We start from the raw sequence: 19,194 nt of genomic DNA, 5'->3' as shown, positions 1-19,194 counted from the left end.
AATCGGTTTCCCTTACCACTCATTATCTTTCTGCAGCCACTTTGCGTACAAAGGCCACATTAATCCCAACTAGTCTAAATAAATGCTAGCCATGCGCCCAAAATCAACCTGTTTTCTCTCTTTGCTCCTATTGTCTGCCTCTCTGTTGACGCTCAGCTGCTCCACAGACAAAAACGGCGACATGGTGCTGTTTGGCATTGAAAACGATGTGAAGCTTGGGGCACAAGTGTCTAGGGAGGTAGACTCCACCTACAAAGCTAAGGGCCAGTTGCTAGCCCGAAACTCTTCAGACCCTGGAGTAAGGCGCGGGTACGCTTATTTAGACCAGATGGTGGACCGACTGATGGCTTCCGGCGAGGTCAGTTACAAAGACGAGTTCGCCTGGGACGTGAAAATCATTGACGATCCAGAGAACCTCAACGCCTTCGCCACGCCTGGCGGCCATATTTACGTGTTTACCGGCCTCATCAAATACCTGGACAATGAAGACCAGCTGGCCGGCGTACTAGGCCATGAGATTGCCCACGCAGACCAACGTCACACGGTAAAGCAACTGCAGAAACAATACGGCATCAATTTTCTGCTGTCTCTGGTGCTTGGTGAGAACTCAGGCGAAGTGCAGCAGATTGCCGGGCAACTGGCGGGTCAGTTGGCGGGCCTTAAATTCAGCCGGGATTATGAGCGCGAATCTGATGCCTACTCTGTGACGTATCTGGCAGCCACCAACTATTACGCTTGTGACGGCGCGGCAGGCTTTTTCCAGAAAATGCAATCCCTGGCTCAGAGCGGCAACCCTCCTGAGTTCATCAGCACGCACCCCAACCCAGACAATCGCATCACCCAGATTGAGAGCCGCGCCAAGGAATTGGGCTGCAACACCACCCCCAAAGGCGCAAACGGCTACAACCGCTTTAAGCAGGATTTGGGTCTGTAGGAAGCCGGTTCTCCGTTTTTGGGCTATTTCCCAGAAAACAGGCTAAAAACGACCGGTTAACTTCTAAGTATATCCTTCGCGGGAGCGCCTCCGTATTTACCACCAAACCAAACTGGCTCGCAATGCAAGACTGGAAGAAATCCATTAGCAGCTTTCTAGAAAAAACCGACGATTCCTTTGACCTGGCCATGCAGCGCCTCAGGAACAGCCTGAGCCTTTACAAGCCTCTGCAAATTGTACCTTATAGAAGCTACGGTACTGTCAACCGCCTGTACCTCAAAGGCCGGGTGCTGGCAAACAAAGGGGTTACCTCGGCAGAAGACAATGACACGCTGCTCAAGAACCTCATGAACATGTACCGCCGCTTTGAAAGCGACGAGATACGGGACGCTACCGTCCGGATTAATTTTCAGGGCCAGGAGCATTTCATCACCACAGACCGCGAAGGCTATTTTGTCTTGAACATTGAGCCCCAAACCCCATTGCAGTTGGATGACATCTGGCACGAGATGGAACTGGAACTGCACGCCGCCAACATTTCTTCGTTTGAGCCGGGCATAAAGGCCGAGGCCCACGTGCTGGTGCCCCCGCCCGACGCTGAGTACGGCATCATCTCAGACATTGACGACACCATTGTGCTTACCTCGGCCACAGATACATTGATGATGTCCAAACACGTGTTTATGAACAACGCCCGCACGCGGCTGCCTTTTGCGGGGGTTTCTGCCTTTTACCGCTCATTGCAGTTGGGTAGAAACGGCAAGCGCAACAACCCTTTCTTTTATGTGAGCAGTAGCCCCTGGAACATGTATGACCTGCTCCATGACTTTCTGGACATCAATGACATTCCGGCGGGCCCACTGCTGTTGCGTGACTTTGGGTTGATGCAAAACAAGTTCTTTGGCAGTGACCACATGAGTCATAAGTTCAAGGAGATCCAGAACATTCTGCTCACCTATCCGCACCTCAATTTCATTCTCATTGGCGACAGCGGCCAGCAGGACGCCCCTATTTACAAGGAGGTAGTGAAGCAGTTCCCGGGCCGGGTGCTCTGCATTTACATAAGAGATGTGGAACTGCCAGAACGCGCCGAGGTAGTCAAGGTCATCTCTGAAGAACTGAAAGGCACCGTTGAAATGCTTTTGGTAAAAGACACTGCCACCGCCGCCAAACACGCCGCCGACACGGGCCTCATCTTCCAGGAAGAGGTGCAGAAAGTAGAAGTGCAAAAAGAAATTGATACCAGTGCCGCCGCGGGTACTTCTACCAAACAAGCTCCCGCACCCATCAGCAAAGACACGAAGAAACTGAGTCCTGAAACCTGAGTTGGGAGTCTGGATTTTGGTTTTATGGCTGAGCGTTTTTGGTGTGTTTTCCAGGAAACAGCCTAAAAACGCTCCGTCATTTTTTCCCTCCCACAAGTTTGTGCGAAGCGGTAATTTGTGGGTGCCCAAGCTTGGCAAGTTTTCAACTTGCCAAGCCTGGGTGATGGCTTGTTCTAGAAAATTTAGTGGCTACCGCAAGTTGGTAACCTTGCCCCATGCAAAGCTCCAAGTTATAAACTTGAAGCAGTGAGATATTTGCTTTTAGATACTGGCTGGCTAGCTGACTCACAATATTCTTTCAGGATGACAAACGTGAGGACAGCGATCAGGTCAGAAATTTCTTAACTCACACTTAACTAGAATGATCTGCCACGATTTTCCATTGGCCGTTGATTTTTCTGAAGAGTAGGGAAAACTGGCCGCCTACATCGCCTATGGTTCTGGTGAGGTGCCATTTGCCGATGACAAACAAGGCGTCATGACTGATGGGTTCTGTCTTGAGAAGCGTGAACTGAAGCTGGCCCATGGCCTCTTTACTTGGATAGCCCTTCTGGTAATTCTCCAAGGTCTTTTTCCAGCCGTAGGTGGGGCCGCTTTTGCCAATGAATACCAGGGAGTCAGACTGCCAGTAATGGGCCATGAATCCTTCCAGGTCGCCGCGGTTCCAGGCTTGGCTTTGCTCGGCCATGATGCGTTCAATCTCTGGCTGTAATGCAGACGCAGATGGGGCTTTGGGAGCGCAGTTGCTTACTCCAAAACAAAGGGTCAATCCCAGTAAAAACAAGACCAAAGAAGAGCGTTTTATTTTTTCCATTGCAGCCATTTTTGAATGTATTCTGTGCCGCCCAGACGGCTCATGTTGCGTACAATGCGGCGGCGGTTGCGCAGCATGTACCCGTTGGGATTTGCCACGGAGTACCTGATGGGATTGGGCAGAGAAGCGGCCAGTAAAGCTGCCTGTTGCCTGCCCACTTTGTCTGGAGTGGTCTTGTAATACGCACGGCACGCCGCCTGCACGCCAAACACATGGTCGCCCATTTCAGCTATGTTCAGGTACACTTCCATGATGCGTTCTTTGCCCCACAACACCTCAATCAGAAACGTAAAATACATCTCCACCGCCTTGCGTAAATAGCTTCTTCCATGCCAGAGAAACACGTTCTTGGCCACCTGCTGGCTTATGGTGCTGCCTCCCACGGTTTTTTTGCTGGACATGTTGGTCTGGAACGCCTTGACTATCGCATCAAAGTCAAAGCCCTTATGGGTGAGGAACAATTGGTCTTCAGACGCGATGACCGCCAGCGGCAATTGCATGGACATCTCTTCCAGCTCCACAAACTGGTACCGGATCTGGTCTGTGGTTTGGGTTCTGGACGAAGGTGAAGGCTCTGACCGTTTGGAGAGCATGTGCAACGTTACCGGCGGATCTAACCAGCGATAGGCAAGCACCCACAGCACAGACACCAAAAACAAGGTGATGCACAGCTTCAAGAACAGCCGACGGGCGTGCGCCCACGTAAAACCTGGAGAGGAGCTTTGAGTTTTAGCCATGGTACCTCTACGCCAAAAAATGCGTTTCTGCGGGGTTAGTGCTACAAAAATAAAGAATTAGTATGAGCTTACCGGGAGTCCTGTTAAATTAGTAGGCATCAGCCACCACTTCCCTTTAAGACTATGAGTAGATTTCTGCCCCTGTTTCCGTTAAATATAGTTGTTTTTCCGGGGGAGAAACTGAACCTGCATATTTTTGAGCCCCGGTACCGGCAACTCATCACAGAATGCCAGGCCAATGACACCACCTTCGGGATACCGGTGTATCTGGAAAGCGGCGTGGCCGAGTACGGGACCGAAATAAAAATTCTGAGCATAGAAAAAAAATACGCCGGCGGCGAGATGGACATCAAAACCAAAGGCATGGGCATCTTTCAAATAAAACACTTTCATAAGCAGATGCCCGGCCGTTTGTACGCCGGCGGCGAGGTGGAGGAAGTACCCCTGGATTTGAAAGACGCTCCTGTGCAACGCCAGCAAATAGAACTACTGCTCAAAAAGCTGTACCACGCGCTGGGTATTCAGTCTCTGATGCTCACTCTGGCTCCTGATTTCAAATCCTTTGACATTGCCCACCACCTGGGCATGACCACTGAACAAGAATACCAGGTGCTCATCTGCCCCACAGAGGAAGAGCGCTTTGATATGATTCTGAAACACCTTACCAACATTGTCCCTATTGTGCTGGAAACGGAACTGCTGAAAGAGCGGGTTAAATTGAACGGCCACTTTAAACAACTGCTTCCGCCCAACTTTTAAAAGCGCTTACAAGTAAGTACATGGTGTAAGATGAACTCTTCCCTTGTGCCATGCTCTTCCAACTTGTGCTCTTTCTGCTGATCGCTTTTTTAACATGGCTGCTATGGTCTTACTACAAAGAGCGCAAGTACAGAAAGAAACCATTCTACGCTATGTCAGAGATTGGCTGGCGCACACAAGCAGCCCCGCCCCTTTCTGAGAGAATCCATTCCATCGCCTTGGTAGGTGACATTGGCAATGCCGGGGCACCAGACCAAGACCCAGTACTTAAAACGCTGGACCATTGGCTGCAAGAAGTCTGCTCTATTGACAGCACCGCCGTCTTTCTGGGTGACAACATCTATCCCGTAGGCTTGCCTCCGCAAGGACACCGGCACCATGGCACAGCTGTTCAGAAACTCACACATCAGTTAGAACTGCTGGCGAAGTATAAAACGCGCGCCATTTACCTGGGCGGAAACCATGACTGGAACAAAGGCCGAAAAGACGGCCACAGTTACATGCAGCGCCAGCAGGAATTCATTACTATGTTCCTGCAAGACCAGGAAGCCTACCTACCTAAAAACGGCTGCCTGGGGCCAGTCACCCGCGAGATCAATGAACAGTTGTTGTTGGTGGTCATAAATTCACAATGGTGGGTGCAGCGCGGGTTCAGGCCTCTGGGAGAAAAATATGGATGCGACTTAGAAGTGCCCAGTAATTTCTTTGTAAAATTAGAGGAGATTCTGGCAGCCAACCGGCACCGAATGGTAGTGATTGCGGGGCATCACCCGTTGTATACCAACGCCCTGCATGGTGGCAAGTTTACTGTTAAGCAGCGGTTGTTTCCGTTAACCTTTGTACACAAACGAGCCATGATTCCCTTGCCGGTTTTTGGTACGTTGTACCAATTGTATCGCAAATACGTGGGTGCCGCAGAAGATATGTCCTACCCTCCGTTCAGGCGGTTCAGGAAGAAAATCTTAAAGGTGCTGCACCAATACCCGGGTCTATTTTACGTGGCCGGCCATGATCACAATCTTCAGTACTTTCAAGTGAAGGGAAGCCACTTTGCGGTGAGTGGATCTGGCAGTAAAACCAATTTCGTGGCCAAGGGCGGGCGCGCTTTTTTTAACCATGAGAACAAAGGGTTTATGGTGCTGGACCAATACCAGAATGGAGAAGTTTGGCTACGCGTTCTGGAGCCTGGCGCTGAAGGCGAAGCCCCCGTGCTCATGTACCACAAGCGTATTTATCAGCCTACTCCGCGGCCGCATCTGGGAGAGGCGGCAGCAGTACTTTAAGCGTTTGCGGCTGCACTTTTATGTGCACCTGCTTTTCGCTCTCTAGCGGTTCCCCATCTATCTGAATCTGGTCGTCTTCCTGGTTGAGAATGGTGGCCTCGCTGCAGCTGAACCGCTGGGTGTACACAGACTCATCTATGCTGTCTGTATAGAGCCGGTATAAAATGCCTATGCTAGACATTTTTGGGAACGGTTCCATGACGCAGATTTCAAAGCACCCGTCATTGATGATGCCGTTGGGATTGATGGCAGCGTTGCTCCCAAAGGCTTTGGCATTGGTAACGGTAACCATGAAAGCCTCGCCCTCAAACAACGTCTTGCCCCGCGAGGTGATGGTGTAGTTTTTGGCAGTGTACCCAATGAACTCCTGCATGGCAATTCTGGCGTACGCGCCGGGGCCTCGGGTGTCTCCTTCGCAGAATCGTTTTACCACCAAGGCATTAAAGCCCATGTCGCAGATGTGAATGGACACTTGGCCGTTTACGTCCAGAGTGTCAATGGCTTTTACGCGGTTTTCTATCAATACCTGCAAGGCTTCATCAAAGGTCTGCGGTATGTCAAGGTCTTTAGAAAGGCCGTTGCCAGAACCCTGTGGAAGGATAGCCAGCGCTACGTCTGTGTTGATGATTTCCTTGGCCACCAGGCTCACGGTGCCGTCACCGCCCACAGCCGCCACAGTTTCCGGTTGAAAAGACTTTATCTCCTGCCGAAGCTTTTCTTCATCCTGCTCCCCAGAGGTCTTGAAAAATTGTCCTGTAATCTCATGCCTCCGGCAGAAAGCCTGAATGTTTTCTTCCAGCTCTTGTTTATCTATATCACCAGATATGGGATTGATGACAAAAAGAATTTTTTTCATAATTATTGGTCAGATGCACGTAAAAGCGTCGTTTTTGGCCTGTTTCCTAGAAAATAGCCCAAAAACGGTTTTTGTTTGGTGTTGGATGAAGCCCTGCCGGAGGTCACCGTGAAAATCCCTCTTGGATTCTACATCTCATGTGGCGTCCTGCTTTTGAAAGTCTAGGATTCTCTGTTACATCAGGAAAACCAACCATATAAACTTGCCTTCCAAATGCCTGTTTACAACGGGGAAGTACTTTCCTTTTATTAATTTTTCAAGTTCAATGATTTAATCGCAGATGCAGGTAGTAAAACTCTTTTCTGGGAAAAGAAAAGAGCCTCGCATCTCCAAACTTCTTCCATGAACGTCTTTTAACTTGCTTAGTTACGTATTTACCGCAGCCTGGCTTTTTAAAATATTTCTGCCATATAGCGCACTTTCTATATCATTTTTATTGCACATACGTAAGAAGCCAAAGAAGCTGCAAGATGGCTTCTATTCACTAAACAAAGAAACTATGAACCTGAAAAGAACTTTCGGCGCCATCTTAACAATCCTAGGGATTGTGGGCGTTATATGGGGTGCTTACGCCTTCTTAGCGGGCGGAGGATCTGTGGGCGATGTGTCTGTCAATAAATTCTCTGCGGCAGTTCCGTTTGTGGTGGGCCTGATATTCTTCTTCACGGGCATCAGCCTGGTGAAAGCCACCCGAGACCACGCATAAACGCTTTTAGTCAGCTAATAAAAAGCGGCCGGTTCTTTGCAGAACCGGCCGCTTTTTATTGCACCGTTATTTTTTTGGTCAGATTATCTAGCCAGGATTTCTGCCTGTCTTTTGATAATCTCAGCTTCAAAGTTTTTGATGGCCTTGTCTGGGTTCAAATACGCAGACTGGAATTTGGCGTGCGCGGCATCTATGTACAGGCAAGTGCCGTCCTTAATCAATTGTACCACCTCGGCGTTGATGTCGGCGGGAAGGGCCGGGCAACCATGGCTTCTGCCCAGTCTGCCGTGCTGCTTCACAAAAGACTCGCTTACATAGTCTGCGCCATGCACTACAATAGAACGCTGGTAGGCATTGGTGTTGTGGTTCTTGTCAAGACCTTCCATTTTCAAAGAAAGTCCGTGTTTGCCTACATACGTGTTTTTGGTCACATAGAAACCCAGGCTGCTCATGTGCGAGTTTTCTACGTTGGAGAATTGCAGAGCCTTCTCATTGCCAGAGCCGCGGCCGTGAGCCACCAGGCTGTGGTACAACACTTTCTTTTTGTTTAGGTCAATGATCCAGAGACGCTTTTCGCTGCTGGGTTTCGCAAAATCAATGACGGTCAACAATTCTTTGTTCTTGTTCAGCTTCCCCTGGTTTTTTAGGTTATAGTACCCAATGGCGGCTCTCTTGAAAACATCGTAGCTAAGCTTAGCCTGCTTCAAGTCAGCGTCATCATAAAGTTCTTCTAAAAAATTATCAAATGAGGCGTCTTTCTTGGTGGTTGACAGAGATGTATTTTCTGTAACCAAAGTGCTGGCCGGGATTCTTCTATAGTTAGAAGGATCACTGGTGGCAGGAGAAACGAAAGACAAAATTGACAGGGACGCAAGTGCAAGAATTATTCTATTCATACCTAAATTCTTTCCAAATTTCGACCTTATAACGAATACGCTTTCTACTTTTGTTCCGTTAAGACAAATATAAATCTATTTTCTTTGTCACTTCCTAGCCTTCTCTATTAGATAAGGTGCAGTTCATTTATTTCACACTTTTTTGAAAACCATGCGCGTATTTAACTCTTTCTCAAAGGCTTATCCATTGCTTCTGGCCTTAGTGATTACCCTTGGCACATGGGGCTGCTCCTCTAGCGCCAAAGAGTTTAATTTTGATGCCAAGACCTGGAAAAATGACTTGAGCGGGTGCAAGGGAGATAGAATTGCCATGGCTGCACAGATTGAAACGTTTAGGTTAAAACTGCTTACACGCAAGGAATATGTGATCAGGGGGTTGTTTGGCAGGCCAGACGCGGAGGAACTGCTTGAGCGCAGCCAGAAGATTTACATCTATTATATTACTCCAGGTCCTAAGTGTGGCAAACCCGCCACAGAAACCCAGGAGCAAAAAGCCCTGACGGTGCGCTTTGATGCTTTAGGCAAAGTGCGCGAAGTCATGCTGCATGATTCTTACTAACAATAAAAGTCACGCCCAAAAAGAAGGCCGCCCCATTCATAGGGCGGCTTTCTAGGCAAGCGTCAAATTCTAGTTTTTCACTTTCTTTTTGGTGGTAGCCGTTTTGGTTTTCACCTTGTTGGGTTCAATTTTAGTTTTGCCGGCGGGAGTGATTATTTTTGTTTCCTTGCCGTCAGATTTGTAGCGGACAGAGTCGGTTTTAAGTTTCTCCTCGCCCTCTTTGATTTTCATTTCGCCGTGAGCAGACTCCATTTTCATTTTGTCTGACTCAATTTTAGTTTTGTTGTCGCCGTCTTCCACTTTGAATTTCCCGGCCTCAGACTTCACCTTGTGGTCACCCTCCTTCATTTTCATTTCATCCTTCTTCACCTTTTGCTCCATGTCCCCTTTTTTGTACTTGGTCACATTGCCGTTTCTGTTGGTGCTATCAGTGGCAGTAGTCCCCATGTTGGCGCTTGTAGAAGAAGAAGTGCTTATGGTTGAACCAGCAGACGAATCCATAGTGGTGGTAGAGGGAGTAGAAGACTCAGCGGGCAGCGTGCTGGTGCTGGTAGGCTTTCCGCCCATCTCTAAGTAGGCCGTAAACTGTTTGGGAGTCAAAATTTCAGCAAACTCTTCGTCTAACTGAGAATCTATCTCTCTTATTTTAGAGTCCCGCATCTGAGGGTCGTTGGAGTACATGCGCTCAACCTCTGAGTAACGGTCAATTCTGGTTTGGTTAAGTGCTTTCACCTTTATGTACTGGCCTTCGTTCAATTTCAGGTCATTATACATCTGGCGGGCCATTTCGGTGGCACTCATGGAGAGTACGGCTCTGGTAGTGGCGGCGGTTCCTGTTAAATTTGTTTGGGCTTGAGCAGTAAGCACCGCTCCTACAAACATGGCAGACAGTAAGAACTTTTTCATGATGATTGACGCTATAGGATTAGAGTATGATAAGACCAAAGATTGTAGTCTTTCTATATCTACTTAAACGCCCCTTCATTTTCAAAGTTATAGGAATTTTACAATTTTATAATTGCACTTATTTTCAAATTTAAGTTACAGAAAGGTTAGTACAATTATACTTACCCAAGGTTATGATTGCACTCCCTTAAACTTACCCCCTAACATTAAGGACTTTACAAGACACTACCAAGTCTTTCCCCGTGTTCCTCTGCCTCTTCTTTATCACTTTACACGGTTGCCACCCTGCCAGATTTTGCCTTTTAAAAGGCTATCAAAATACTTTTATGCAATTTCAGATGATACTCTAATTAGAATAGACATGAAAAAGCCCGCTCTGTTGGGAGCGGGCTTTTTCATGTTTGTCCTTGACTCTTAGGAATCTGAAAGTTTGTGGTCTGGTCTCTTGAAGAATTGCATGGCAATGTAGCCTACAAATGCTCCAATCACTACGCCCAGCACCAGCCAGATAAAAGCTACAATCCAAATGGATTCTTGCGGGCCGTAGGTATTGTCTGCCATATATGGATAGGAAAAGGCCCTATCAAACAAATAATTAGACAGCACATGGAATAAGGTATAAATGATGGCGGCCACCAGGCCTACCACAAACCCTACGCCAATCCCCTCCAGGTAATTGATGTGGCCGTGCTTGGTTACTTTATGGTGCTTGATGGCAAGGGTCACGCCTATTACCAAGATAATCCCTACCACAAAATGTAGGCCCACATTTTCAATCATGCCAATCAATTTGACCAGGATTATATACAAGATGGCAGCAATGCCCGTGAGGAAGCCATAATATGTTCCGGTTTTTTGCACCGTTGTACGACGTTGTTCCATGTTCTAGTTTTATTTTGGGTTGGTTGTTAGTTTCTTGAAGCGCAGGCTGTCTCTCCAACCTGGTTCTTAGATATGATTAATTATATACTAAATATTGAGGGGCTTGTTGTGCTTCTTGCCAATTTTTTAAGCTCCTTTTCCTTTAACCAGCTACTCCTATCCTTCCTGAACTGATTTAAAGAATTGATTGTCTGTAAAAAAGACCTTTCTGTTTAAAAGAATGGCCAATGCCGGTCTTTCCGGTTTCTTTTGGTAATTTTGCCATCCATATCCTATATAAGTATACAAACACAGCATGATCAGTACCTCAAACGTAAGTCTTAGATACGGCAAGCGCACCCTTTTTGAAGACGTCACCATCAAGTTCACCCCTGGCAACTGCTACGGTCTCATTGGCGCCAACGGTGCTGGCAAGTCCACTTTCCTGAAAATCCTTTCGGGCGAGATTGACCCAAATACCGGCACGGTAGACATTCCTTCTAAAATGCGTTTGGCGGTTCTAAAGCAGAACCACTATGAGTATGATGATTTTCCGGTGTTACAGACCGTGATCATGGGCCACAAGCGCCTGTATGAGATCATGAACGAGAAGGACGCCATCTACGCCAAAGAAGACTTCACTGAGGAAGACGGCTTGAGGGCTTCTGAGCTGGAAGCTGACTTTGCCGACATGGAAGGCTGGAACGCAGAGTACGAGGCTGGCGAATTGTTGAGCGGCCTGGGCATTCAGCCGGATATGCATTACACGCTCATGAGAGACTTGGGGGGTAATGAAAAGATACGCGTGCTCCTGGCGCAGGCCCTGTTTGGCAACCCAGACATTCTGCTCCTGGATGAGCCTACCAACCACTTGGACGCTGAGTCTATCATGTGGCTGGAGAACTTCCTGGACAACTTCCAGAACACCGTAATTGTAGTTAGCCACGACCGTCACTTCCTGGATGCTGTGTGTACGCACGTGGCAGACATAGACTACGGTAAGATTAAATTATACGCCGGTAACTACTCCTTCTGGTATGAGTCTAGCCAGTTAGCTTCTAAGCAACGCACAGACGCCAATCGCAAAACCGAAGACAAGCGCAAAGAACTGCAGGCTTTCATTGCCCGCTTTAGCGCCAACGCTTCCAAATCAAAGCAAGCCACGTCTCGGGCAAAACTGTTGGAGAAACTGACTCTGGAAGACATTCAGCCTTCCAGCCGTAAGTATCCCTACATCCAGTTCAAGCAAGAGCGCGAAGCCGGTAACCAGTTGTTGCAGGTAGATGATATGATGGCCAGTAATGAAGACGGCGTTCTGTTCAAGAATGTCTCCTTCATGATGGATAAAAACGACAAGATTGCCGTGATTAGCCGCAATGACATGGCGGCCACTACTTTCTTTAAAATCATCATGGGTGAAGCCACCCCAGACAAGGGTGAATACAAATGGGGAACTACCATCACCGCTGCCTTCTTCCCGAAAGACAACAATGAGTTCTTCCAGACAGACACGAATTTGGTGGACTGGTTGCGCCAATTCTCTGTTGAGAAAGATGAGAGTTTCATCAGGGGTTTCCTGGGCCGTATGTTGTTCTCTGGCGAGGAGTCTTTGAAGAAAGCCAGCGTCTTGTCTGGAGGTGAGAAAGTACGTTGCATGCTCTCCCGCATGATGTTGCAGAGCGGCAACATGCTAGTCTTAGATGAGCCTACCAACCACTTGGATCTGGAGTCCATCACCGCCTTGAACAACGGCCTCAAAGAATTCCAGGGGTCCTTGTTGTTCAGCTCCCATGACTTGCAGTTTGTAGACACTATTGCCAACCGCATCATTGAATTGACGCCCAGCGGCATCATTGACAAGCGCATGAGCTATGATGAATATCTCACAGACAATGACATAAAAGAGCTACGTGCTAAGATGTACAAAGAAAAATCTATTGCTTAAAGAAACTGGCCGTTTTTGGCCTGATTTCCATAAAATAGCTTAAAAACAAAGGGCGCCTTACAGGGCGCCCTTTGTTTTTTATAATGGTAGGTGATCCGCTATCCTCTAATGAGTCGAAGCAATACCATCACAATGGCAATAACTAATAGCACGTGGATGATTCCGCCCACTTGATCTCCGAATCCTAAGAATCCGATTAGCCAGATAATCACCAAAACGACGGCAATGATATACAGCAAATTTCCCATACGCATCAAATTAAAGCACTACACAAGGCAGTGCGGATTTAACAATTGTAAGATGTTAGGCTCGGCGTATTAAACGCAGAACAACTGCAATCACTGCAATCACTAACAAAATGTGAATGATACCACCCACTTGATCTCCGAATCCTAAGAACCCGATTAGCCAGATGATCACCAGCACTACCGCGATGATATACAATAGATTTCCCATAGTTTTAGTTGTGTTAGGTTTTAGTTTAGTTTCCTTCCGCCGGCTACATTTCGCATGTTTCCTTATGGAATTTTTAGCTTGTACGCAACAGTATTCCAAAAGATTTATATAGGCATATAATATGTTTAAAAATTGTTCGTTTCTTCCTCAGACTTGCTGGGTATAGGTAATGGAAATCAATTACTTGGGCAAAACCAGAAATATCTTAGTTTTGTAACAAGATTCTTACCTACACCTATCCTATATGAACATAGCCGTTATTGGTTCTGGCACTATGGGCAATGGTATTGCCCACGTGTTTGCGCAGAACTCTTTTCAAGTTTCTCTTATTGATATTTCCCAGGATTCTTTAAACCGCGCCTTGGCCACTATTGGTAAAAACCTGGACCGCATGGTAACCAAAGGTACTCTTACCGAAGACCAGAAAACCCAAACCCTCTCCCGCATTACTACCTTTACAGACATGCAGGCCGGCGTGCAGAATGCTGACCTGGTGGTGGAGGCTGCCACAGAAAATGTGGACCTGAAACTGGAGATCTTCCGTAACCTGGATGCGTTCACCAAACCTGAGTGCATTCTGGCCAGCAATACCTCTTCCATCTCCATCACCAAGATTGCCTCTGTGACCCAGCGCCCAGATAAGGTGATTGGCATGCACTTCATGAACCCCGTGCCGGTCATGAAATTAGTAGAAGTGATCAGAGGCTATTCCACCAGCGATGCCGTCACCACTCAGATCCTAGAACTATCCAAGCAGTTGGGCAAGATTCCAGCTGAGGCCAATGACTACCCAGGTTTTGTGGCCAACCGTATTCTCATGCCCATGATCAATGAGGCCATCTATTCTTTGTTTGAAGGCGTTGCGGGTGTAGAAGAGATTGACACCATCATGAAACTAGGCATGGCCCACCCCATGGGACCTTTGCAATTGGCAGACTTCATTGGCCTGGACGTGTGTCTATCCATTCTGCGCGTGCTACATGACGGCTTCGGCAACCCGAAATACGCACCTTGCCCACTGCTCGTGAACATGGTACAAGCCGGTCACAAAGGCGTGAAATCAGGACAGGGCTTCTACAGCTACACCCACGGTACCAAAGACCTGGTGGTGGCAGACACCTTTAAGAAGTAATCTCATCCTTATTTATTAAACGAAAGAGCCGCCTTATTAATAGGGCGGCTCTTTCGTTTTTGGGCTGTTTTCCGGGAAATAGGCCAAAAATGGACTTTAAATTATTGTTCTTCTGCTGATTGAAAGGCATTTAGCTCTTAGGCAGGCCTTTTAACCAGAAAGAGCAGACAAAATGCCCGCTCTTTCTTGATTGCTCTATAAATAAAGATGATTCTTAAACGGCTACTTCGTTTTCACGCAAGGCATCGTTGAGAGACGTCTTTAAATCAGTGGATTCTTTGCGTTGGCCAATAATCAGGGCGCAAGGCACTTGGTATGACCCTGCCGGGAATTGTTTGGTATAAGAACCAGGAATCACCACGGAGCGCGGTGGCACGTAGCCTTTGTATTCCTTCGGTTCTGAGCCGGTCACGTCAATGATTTTGGTGCTGCCCGTAATGCACACGTTGGCGCCAATCACGGCCTCTTTGCCAATGCGGCAGCCTTCCACCAAAATGCTGCGGGAGCCAATAAAGGCACCATCTTCAATGATGACCGGGGCCGCTTGTACTGGCTCTAAGACACCCCCCAAACCAACGCCACCGCTTAAGTGCACGTGCTTGCCTACCTGAGCGCAAGAACCAACGGTGGCCCAGGTGTCTACCATGGTTCCTTCGTCAACGTATGCGCCAATGTTGGTGTAAGAAGGCATTAGGATCACGCCTTTGGCCAGGTAAGAACCGTAACGCGCCAAAGCATGCGGTACCACGCGTACACCCTGCTCGGCAAAATTGCGCTTCAATGGAATCTTGTCATGGAATTCAAACGGACCAGCTTCAATAGTTTCCATGGTCTGAATGGGGAAGTACATCAACACCGCCTTTTTCACCCACTCGTTTACTTGCCAACCGTCCATGATGGGCTCGGCCACTCTAATCTGGCCTTTATCCAACAGTTCAATCACGGCTCTGATAGCCTCTTGCGAATTGCCCTGCTTCAAGAGCTCCCGGTTCTCCCAGGTAGACTCAATAATCTCTCTTAAATCGTTCATTTGGTTTGTGTGAAAGAAATAGTCCTCAAAAGTATTAAATTGTGCTGATGTTCAGAAAACGAATTCTGCTGGCTTCGCTTTTAAAGCCGGTCAATGACACCCGTATGTACGCCAAGCTGGGCCAAAGCATAGCCAAGCTCCCGTCTGCAGAGGTGCATGTAGCCGGTTTTCATGCCCCGCTTCCTGAACAAAATGCTATTACCTTCCACCCTATCTTTAACTTCAACAGAATTTCCTGGCAACGACTCCGGGCCCAGTGGTCGTTCTGGAAATTGCTCAAACAGCTCCGGCCTCAGGTGGTAGTGGTGTGTACACATGAACTCCTACCCCTAGCGTGGTGGTACAAGAAAAATTACGGCGGCCAACTGGTGTATGACATCCAGGAAAACTATCAGCTTAATTTAGAAACCCAACACGTATATGGCTCTTTTTTTGGAAAAGGGCTAGGCAAACTAGTCCGGTGCATGGAGAGTGCATTGGCTCCGGCGGTAGACTATTTCCTTTTAGCCGAAGCCTCCTATGCGCAGGAGCTTCCGTTTATAGACCGGCGGTTTACCGTTTTGCAGAATAAATACAAACCACCAGGTCAGCCTTTTGCAGAAATGCCTCATACCCCGGTGCGCCTAAAAGGCCTGCCAGAAATTCAGCTTCTGTACACGGGCACCATTTCGCAATTATACGGGGTGATGAAAGCCATTTCCTGGGCCGAGCAATTTCATCAATTTGCCCCGAACAGCAGCCTCACGATTATTGGCTATGCCCCAGACCAGAAATTCTTGCAACAGGTAAGGGCGCGCATTGCCTCTTTGCCGTTTGTGCAATTGATTGGCGGAGACGCCTTGGTGCCGCATTCCCAGATTCTGGAATGGGAAAGTAAAAGCCATCTGGGCCTCATGCCCTACCATCCACACCCCAGTACGCAACGGTGTCTTCCTACCAAGTTGTATGAATACCTGGCCAATGGCTTGGTAGTGATCGCGCAAAACAATCCTTTATGGGAACAGGTACTACAAGAAAACCAGGCGGGTGCCTGCCTGGATTTTAAGCAACCGCTTTCTCAGGCAACCATTGAGCAAATTCTGCAGAACACGTACTATTCCAAGGGAATCCCGAAGGATGTTTTCTGGCAACAGGAAGAAGAGGAATTGTTGTCTGTGATAGAAATGCTCCTGAGAAAATAAAAGAAATTTAAATTTTTTAGACAAGCCTAAACTTATTTTTCAATAACACGTTTATATTTGCACAGTTATGACTAAACAAATAAGAAATTCGCGCATTGCCGGAGTAGGTCATTATGTACCGGAGAAGGTGGTGAAAAACGCCGACCTGGAGGGACTGATGGATACCTCAGATGCCTGGATTGTGGAGAGAACCGGTATACAGGAGCGCCGCTATTTTGAGCCGGGCAAGGACACTACCGCCAACATGGGCACCAGAGCCGCTCAGATGGCCATGGACCGTGCCGGCCTAGAAGCCAAAGACATTGACTTAATCATCTTCGCTACGTTGAGCCCAGACTATTTCTTTCCGGGACCGGGCGTTTTGATGCAGCGTGAACTGGGTTTGACCACCACCCCTGCCCTGGACATCAGAAACCAGTGCTCTGGATTTATTTATGCCCTGTCTGTGGGTGATCAGTTCATTAAAACCGGCATGTACAACAACGTGCTGGTAGTTGGCTCAGAGATTCAGTCATCAGGCTTGGACTTTACCACCAGAGGCAGATCTGTTTCGGTGATTTTTGGTGATGGTGCGGGAGCCGCGGTCCTGGTACCAGAAGAAAACCTGGAAAGAGGTATTCTGTCTACGCACCTGCACGCCCAAGGCGAGTTTGCCGAGGAACTGGCCGCCACCGACCCGAGCAGCAACAAGCCACAGCGCCTTACGCATGAAATGATTGATGAAGGCACCATTTACCCTTACATGAACGGCAGCACTGTGTTCAAGCACGCCGTGACCCGCTTCCCGGAGGTGATCAATGAGGCCTTGACCCAGAACGGGCTGGCTGCCTCTGACATTGATTTGCTGGTACCGCACCAGGCTAACCTGCGCATCACGCAATTCATTCAGCAGAAGATGGGCTTAGCCGAAGAAAAGGTGATGAGCAACATCCAGAAATACGGAAACACCACCGCTGCCTCCATTCCCATTGCGTTCTCAGAGGCCTTTGAAGAAGGAAAAATCAAGGAAGGCGATTTGATCTGTCTGGCCGCCTTCGGGAGTGGTTTCACCTGGGCATCTGCCCTCATACGCTGGTAACAACATGTACAGTACCGCTGAAGAAAACTATATTAAAGCCATTTTCAAGTTATCTGGCAGCGGTGCCCAAGCCGTGAGCACCACGGCGCTGGCGGAGGTGCTGGAAACCAAACCCGCCTCCGTCAGCGACATGCTCCGCAAGCTCAATCTCAAGCAAGTGGTGCATTATGAAAAATACCACGGCGTCCAGCTAACAGAAGCCGGGCAGCGCGTGGCCCTCAAAATCATTAGAAAGCACCGGCTCTGGGAAACCTTTCTGGTGCAGAAACTCAACTTCACCTGGGATGAGGTGCATGACGTGGCCGAGCAGATGGAACACGTAAAATCTGAACTGCTCATTCAGCGGCTAGATGCGTTTCTGGGACACCCCAAAGTAGACCCCCACGGCGACCCCATTCCCTCTGAGGCCGGCGAATTACGGCTGGTGCAGCAACAAGTATTAAGCTCCCTGCAGGTAAGCCAGGAAGGCGTAGTGTGCCGCGTACAGGATGCCCAACCCGCCTTCTTGCAATACCTCAACCGGGTGGGCATTCAGATTGGTACGCACTTGCAAGTACTAGATAAAATCGCCTATGATAACTCCCTGGAAATCAGCATTGATAAGAGTAAGTCGGTGATTTTGTCTTCAGAGGTGTTGGAGAAGATTTTTGTGATTAACCCTTGAGTTGCGTTTTCGCGCTGATTCCATGAAAATAGCCCAAAAACGCTTCGCCTTTTTTCTGGCCTTCCTTCTGCTGTTGGCATCGGGTTGCAATCCCAAAGACTCTAACGGTGCCAAAGCACATCAGCAAGGCAAGGCCTACATAGTCACCACCACTGGTATTCTGGCAGACGCCGTGTCTAATATTGTAGGAGATGTGGCCGTGGTAGACGCCTTGATGGGGCCCGGCGTAGATCCTCATTTGTACAAAGCCGCCTTGGGAGATTTACAGACCCTGCGCGAAGCAGACGTAATCATCTATAACGGCCTGCACCTGGAAGGAAAGATGGGCGAAGTGCTGGAAAAGCTGGCCCGGCAGAAAACCGTCTGGGCTGCGGCCGAGGGTTTGCCGGAAAAACGCCTCCGGAAAACTCCGCAGTTCCAGGACAGCCATGACCCACACATTTGGTTTAATGTAGACCTATGGCGCCAAGTGACGGTGCATATATCAGAGAGACTGCAGGAAGTGGATCCCGCCCACGCTCAAATTTACCAACAGAATACCCAGCGCTATGTGGCTCAACTAGATAGTCTGCACCAATGGACAAAACGCGAGATAGCCATCATTCCCGCCCAGCAGCGCATTTTGATCACCGCACATGACGCCTTCGGGTATTTTGGCGAAGCATACGGCATACAGGTCAAGGGTTTGCAAGGAATTTCCACCGTGTCTGAGTTCGGTTTGCAGGACGTTTCCTCGCTGGTCAATTTTATTGTGGACCGCAAGGTCAAAGCCTTATTCGTGGAGAGCTCTGTCTCCAAGAAAGCCATTGAGGCCGTTTTGGAAGGATGCCGGCAGAAAGGCCATCGCATCCAAATAGGCGGAACCCTCTACTCAGATGCCCTCGGAAGCCCAGACGGCCCCGCCGGTACATACATAGGGATGGTTCAGGCCAATGTAAATAAAATCACCAAAGCCCTGAAGTAAGGTGCTGATGGGTTCATCTGATGCGCTATTTCTTTAATGTGAAGGTTTGAAAATTTGGAGATGTGATGATGATCTGTGGCGTTAAAATGAAAAGAATTAGTCTGATCG

General features: G+C 48.4%; 21 protein-coding genes. 12 read left to right on the top strand and 9 right to left on the bottom strand.

All coding sequences use genetic code 11. The annotated features are described in order from the left end of the window. The first annotated feature begins 91 nt into the window (after positions 1–91). Together GU926_RS02110 and GU926_RS02105 are read left to right on the top strand one after the other, a co-directional pair. Complete coding sequence (locus tag GU926_RS02110) at positions 92–934, top strand: M48 family metalloprotease (RefSeq protein WP_160688566.1); 843 nt, start codon at positions 92–94, stop codon at positions 932–934. 122 nt (positions 935–1,056) lie between these two features. Beyond that, positions 1,057–2,259: an App1 family protein gene (locus GU926_RS02105; protein ID WP_160688564.1), complete on the top strand. Its 1,203-nt coding sequence runs from the start codon at positions 1,057–1,059 to the stop codon at positions 2,257–2,259. 352 nt (positions 2,260–2,611) lie between these two features. On the opposite strand, the gene GU926_RS02100 is transcribed toward GU926_RS02105, so the two are convergent. After that, on the bottom strand, positions 2,612–3,073 hold the full coding sequence (locus GU926_RS02100; protein ID WP_160688562.1) for a YybH family protein: 462 nt from the start codon (positions 3,071–3,073) through the stop codon (positions 2,612–2,614). Then, positions 3,061–3,810 (bottom strand): monofunctional biosynthetic peptidoglycan transglycosylase, encoded by a 750-nt coding sequence (gene mtgA / locus GU926_RS02095; RefSeq protein ID WP_160688560.1) that lies wholly within the window; start codon positions 3,808–3,810, stop codon positions 3,061–3,063. Before mtgA ends, GU926_RS02100 begins: the two co-directional genes overlap by 13 nt. 123 nt (positions 3,811–3,933) lie before the next feature. On the opposite strand from mtgA, the gene GU926_RS02090 reads away from it, so the two are divergent. Both GU926_RS02090 and GU926_RS02085 read left to right on the top strand, forming a co-directional pair. Beyond that, entirely contained in the window at positions 3,934–4,569 is a 636-nt protein-coding gene (locus GU926_RS02090; protein ID WP_160688558.1) for an LON peptidase substrate-binding domain-containing protein, read from the top strand. Positions 4,570–4,619: 50 nt separating this feature from the next. Then, a complete protein-coding gene (locus GU926_RS02085) occupies positions 4,620–5,852 on the top strand; it encodes a metallophosphoesterase (RefSeq protein ID WP_160688557.1) in 1,233 nt (410 codons plus the stop codon). On the opposite strand, the gene GU926_RS02080 is transcribed toward GU926_RS02085, so the two are convergent. Next, entirely contained in the window at positions 5,809–6,708 is a 900-nt protein-coding gene (locus tag GU926_RS02080) for a diacylglycerol/lipid kinase family protein (RefSeq protein WP_160688556.1), read from the bottom strand. The genes GU926_RS02085 and GU926_RS02080 overlap by 44 nt on opposite strands. Positions 6,709–7,207: 499 nt before the next feature. Between GU926_RS02080 and GU926_RS02075 the strand changes: the two genes are divergently transcribed. Next, positions 7,208–7,414 carry a hypothetical protein gene (locus GU926_RS02075; protein WP_160688555.1) on the top strand — a complete coding sequence of 69 codons (207 nt, stop codon included), beginning with the start codon at positions 7,208–7,210 and terminating at the stop codon, positions 7,412–7,414. Positions 7,415–7,497: 83 nt separating this feature from the next. Here the strand turns inward: GU926_RS02075 and GU926_RS02070 are convergent, their stop codons facing one another. Then, positions 7,498–8,310, bottom strand: coding sequence for a murein L,D-transpeptidase catalytic domain family protein (locus tag GU926_RS02070; RefSeq protein WP_160688554.1), 813 nt, complete (start codon positions 8,308–8,310; stop codon positions 7,498–7,500). A gap of 151 nt (positions 8,311–8,461) precedes the next feature. Between GU926_RS02070 and GU926_RS02065 the strand changes: the two genes are divergently transcribed. After that, positions 8,462–8,869, top strand: coding sequence for a hypothetical protein (locus GU926_RS02065; RefSeq protein WP_160688553.1), 408 nt, complete (start codon positions 8,462–8,464; stop codon positions 8,867–8,869). A gap of 69 nt (positions 8,870–8,938) precedes the next feature. Here GU926_RS02065 and GU926_RS02060 read toward each other — a convergent pair whose 3' ends face one another. Next, positions 8,939–9,775 carry a hypothetical protein gene (locus tag GU926_RS02060; RefSeq protein ID WP_160688552.1) on the bottom strand — a complete coding sequence of 279 codons (837 nt, stop codon included), beginning with the start codon at positions 9,773–9,775 and terminating at the stop codon, positions 8,939–8,941. 414 nt (positions 9,776–10,189) lie between these two features. Continuing rightward, on the bottom strand, positions 10,190–10,657 hold the full coding sequence (locus GU926_RS02055) for a DUF4199 domain-containing protein (RefSeq protein WP_160688551.1): 468 nt from the start codon (positions 10,655–10,657) through the stop codon (positions 10,190–10,192). 295 nt (positions 10,658–10,952) lie between these two features. Between GU926_RS02055 and GU926_RS02050 the strand changes: the two genes are divergently transcribed. After that, on the top strand, positions 10,953–12,581 hold the full coding sequence (locus GU926_RS02050; RefSeq protein WP_160688550.1) for an ABC-F family ATP-binding cassette domain-containing protein: 1,629 nt from the start codon (positions 10,953–10,955) through the stop codon (positions 12,579–12,581). Positions 12,582–12,679: 98 nt separating this feature from the next. Here the strand turns inward: GU926_RS02050 and GU926_RS02045 are convergent, their stop codons facing one another. Then, the gene (locus GU926_RS02045; RefSeq protein WP_156180457.1) at positions 12,680–12,829 is read right to left on the bottom strand and encodes a lmo0937 family membrane protein; all 150 of its coding nucleotides are present in this window, start codon (positions 12,827–12,829) and stop codon (positions 12,680–12,682) included. A 55-nt stretch (positions 12,830–12,884) separates the two neighbouring features. Continuing rightward, positions 12,885–13,037: a lmo0937 family membrane protein gene (locus tag GU926_RS18440; protein WP_231862235.1), complete on the bottom strand. Its 153-nt coding sequence runs from the start codon at positions 13,035–13,037 to the stop codon at positions 12,885–12,887. Between the two features lie 244 nt (positions 13,038–13,281). Here GU926_RS18440 and GU926_RS02035 point away from each other — a divergent pair, with 244 nt between their 5' ends. Further along, complete coding sequence (locus tag GU926_RS02035) at positions 13,282–14,169, top strand: 3-hydroxyacyl-CoA dehydrogenase family protein (protein ID WP_160688549.1); 888 nt, start codon at positions 13,282–13,284, stop codon at positions 14,167–14,169. Positions 14,170–14,383: 214 nt separating this feature from the next. Here GU926_RS02035 and GU926_RS02030 read toward each other — a convergent pair whose 3' ends face one another. After that, positions 14,384–15,199: a 2,3,4,5-tetrahydropyridine-2,6-dicarboxylate N-succinyltransferase gene (locus tag GU926_RS02030; RefSeq protein ID WP_160688548.1), complete on the bottom strand. Its 816-nt coding sequence runs from the start codon at positions 15,197–15,199 to the stop codon at positions 14,384–14,386. A 47-nt stretch (positions 15,200–15,246) separates the two neighbouring features. On the opposite strand from GU926_RS02030, the gene GU926_RS02025 reads away from it, so the two are divergent. The 4 genes from GU926_RS02025 (at position 15,247) to GU926_RS02010 (ending at position 19,086) form a co-directional block, all read left to right on the top strand. After that, the gene (locus GU926_RS02025) at positions 15,247–16,380 is read left to right on the top strand and encodes a glycosyltransferase family protein (RefSeq protein ID WP_160688547.1); all 1,134 of its coding nucleotides are present in this window, start codon (positions 15,247–15,249) and stop codon (positions 16,378–16,380) included. 79 nt (positions 16,381–16,459) lie between these two features. Continuing rightward, a complete protein-coding gene (locus tag GU926_RS02020) occupies positions 16,460–17,458 on the top strand; it encodes a 3-oxoacyl-ACP synthase III family protein (RefSeq protein WP_160694534.1) in 999 nt (332 codons plus the stop codon). Between the two features lie 4 nt (positions 17,459–17,462). Then, complete coding sequence (locus tag GU926_RS02015; protein WP_160688546.1) at positions 17,463–18,122, top strand: metal-dependent transcriptional regulator; 660 nt, start codon at positions 17,463–17,465, stop codon at positions 18,120–18,122. Positions 18,123–18,144: 22 nt separating this feature from the next. Next, entirely contained in the window at positions 18,145–19,086 is a 942-nt protein-coding gene (locus GU926_RS02010) for a metal ABC transporter solute-binding protein, Zn/Mn family (RefSeq protein WP_160688545.1), read from the top strand. The last annotated feature ends 108 nt before the right edge of the window (positions 19,087–19,194 follow it).

This window comes from Nibribacter ruber (assembly GCF_009913235.1).
In the GTDB taxonomy this organism is placed as follows: domain Bacteria; phylum Bacteroidota; class Bacteroidia; order Cytophagales; family Hymenobacteraceae; genus Nibribacter; species Nibribacter ruber.
The sequence above is the reverse complement of the archived record's forward strand: the minus strand, read 5'-3'. Positions and strand labels throughout refer to the sequence as shown.

Excerpts from the sequence above, each read along its gene's own strand:
- GU926_RS02100 (WP_160688562.1), bottom strand. The coding sequence starts at position 3,073 with ATGGAAAAAATAAAACGCTCTTCTTTGGTCTTGTTTTTACTGGGATTG.
- GU926_RS02090 (WP_160688558.1), top strand. The coding sequence starts at position 3,934 with ATGAGTAGATTTCTGCCCCTGTTTCCGTTAAATATAGTTGTTTTTCCG.
- mtgA (WP_160688560.1), bottom strand. The coding sequence starts at position 3,810 with ATGGCTAAAACTCAAAGCTCCTCTCCAGGTTTTACGTGGGCGCACGCC.
- GU926_RS02045 (WP_156180457.1), bottom strand. The coding sequence starts at position 12,829 with ATGGGAAATTTGCTGTATATCATTGCCGTCGTTTTGGTGATTATCTGG.
- GU926_RS02070 (WP_160688554.1), bottom strand. The coding sequence starts at position 8,310 with ATGAATAGAATAATTCTTGCACTTGCGTCCCTGTCAATTTTGTCTTTC.
- GU926_RS02050 (WP_160688550.1), top strand. The coding sequence starts at position 10,953 with ATGATCAGTACCTCAAACGTAAGTCTTAGATACGGCAAGCGCACCCTT.
- GU926_RS02015 (WP_160688546.1), top strand. The coding sequence starts at position 17,463 with ATGTACAGTACCGCTGAAGAAAACTATATTAAAGCCATTTTCAAGTTA.
- GU926_RS02085 (WP_160688557.1), top strand. The coding sequence starts at position 4,620 with ATGCTCTTCCAACTTGTGCTCTTTCTGCTGATCGCTTTTTTAACATGG.
- GU926_RS02080 (WP_160688556.1), bottom strand. The coding sequence starts at position 6,708 with ATGAAAAAAATTCTTTTTGTCATCAATCCCATATCTGGTGATATAGAT.
- GU926_RS02110 (WP_160688566.1), top strand. The coding sequence starts at position 92 with ATGCGCCCAAAATCAACCTGTTTTCTCTCTTTGCTCCTATTGTCTGCC.
- GU926_RS02060 (WP_160688552.1), bottom strand. The coding sequence starts at position 9,775 with ATGAAAAAGTTCTTACTGTCTGCCATGTTTGTAGGAGCGGTGCTTACT.
- GU926_RS02025 (WP_160688547.1), top strand. The coding sequence starts at position 15,247 with ATGTTCAGAAAACGAATTCTGCTGGCTTCGCTTTTAAAGCCGGTCAAT.
- GU926_RS02065 (WP_160688553.1), top strand. The coding sequence starts at position 8,462 with ATGCGCGTATTTAACTCTTTCTCAAAGGCTTATCCATTGCTTCTGGCC.
- GU926_RS18440 (WP_231862235.1), bottom strand. The coding sequence starts at position 13,037 with ATGGGAAATCTATTGTATATCATCGCGGTAGTGCTGGTGATCATCTGG.
- GU926_RS02010 (WP_160688545.1), top strand. The coding sequence starts at position 18,145 with ATGAAAATAGCCCAAAAACGCTTCGCCTTTTTTCTGGCCTTCCTTCTG.
- GU926_RS02105 (WP_160688564.1), top strand. The coding sequence starts at position 1,057 with ATGCAAGACTGGAAGAAATCCATTAGCAGCTTTCTAGAAAAAACCGAC.
- GU926_RS02035 (WP_160688549.1), top strand. The coding sequence starts at position 13,282 with ATGAACATAGCCGTTATTGGTTCTGGCACTATGGGCAATGGTATTGCC.
- GU926_RS02055 (WP_160688551.1), bottom strand. The coding sequence starts at position 10,657 with ATGGAACAACGTCGTACAACGGTGCAAAAAACCGGAACATATTATGGC.
- GU926_RS02075 (WP_160688555.1), top strand. The coding sequence starts at position 7,208 with ATGAACCTGAAAAGAACTTTCGGCGCCATCTTAACAATCCTAGGGATT.
- GU926_RS02030 (WP_160688548.1), bottom strand. The coding sequence starts at position 15,199 with ATGAACGATTTAAGAGAGATTATTGAGTCTACCTGGGAGAACCGGGAG.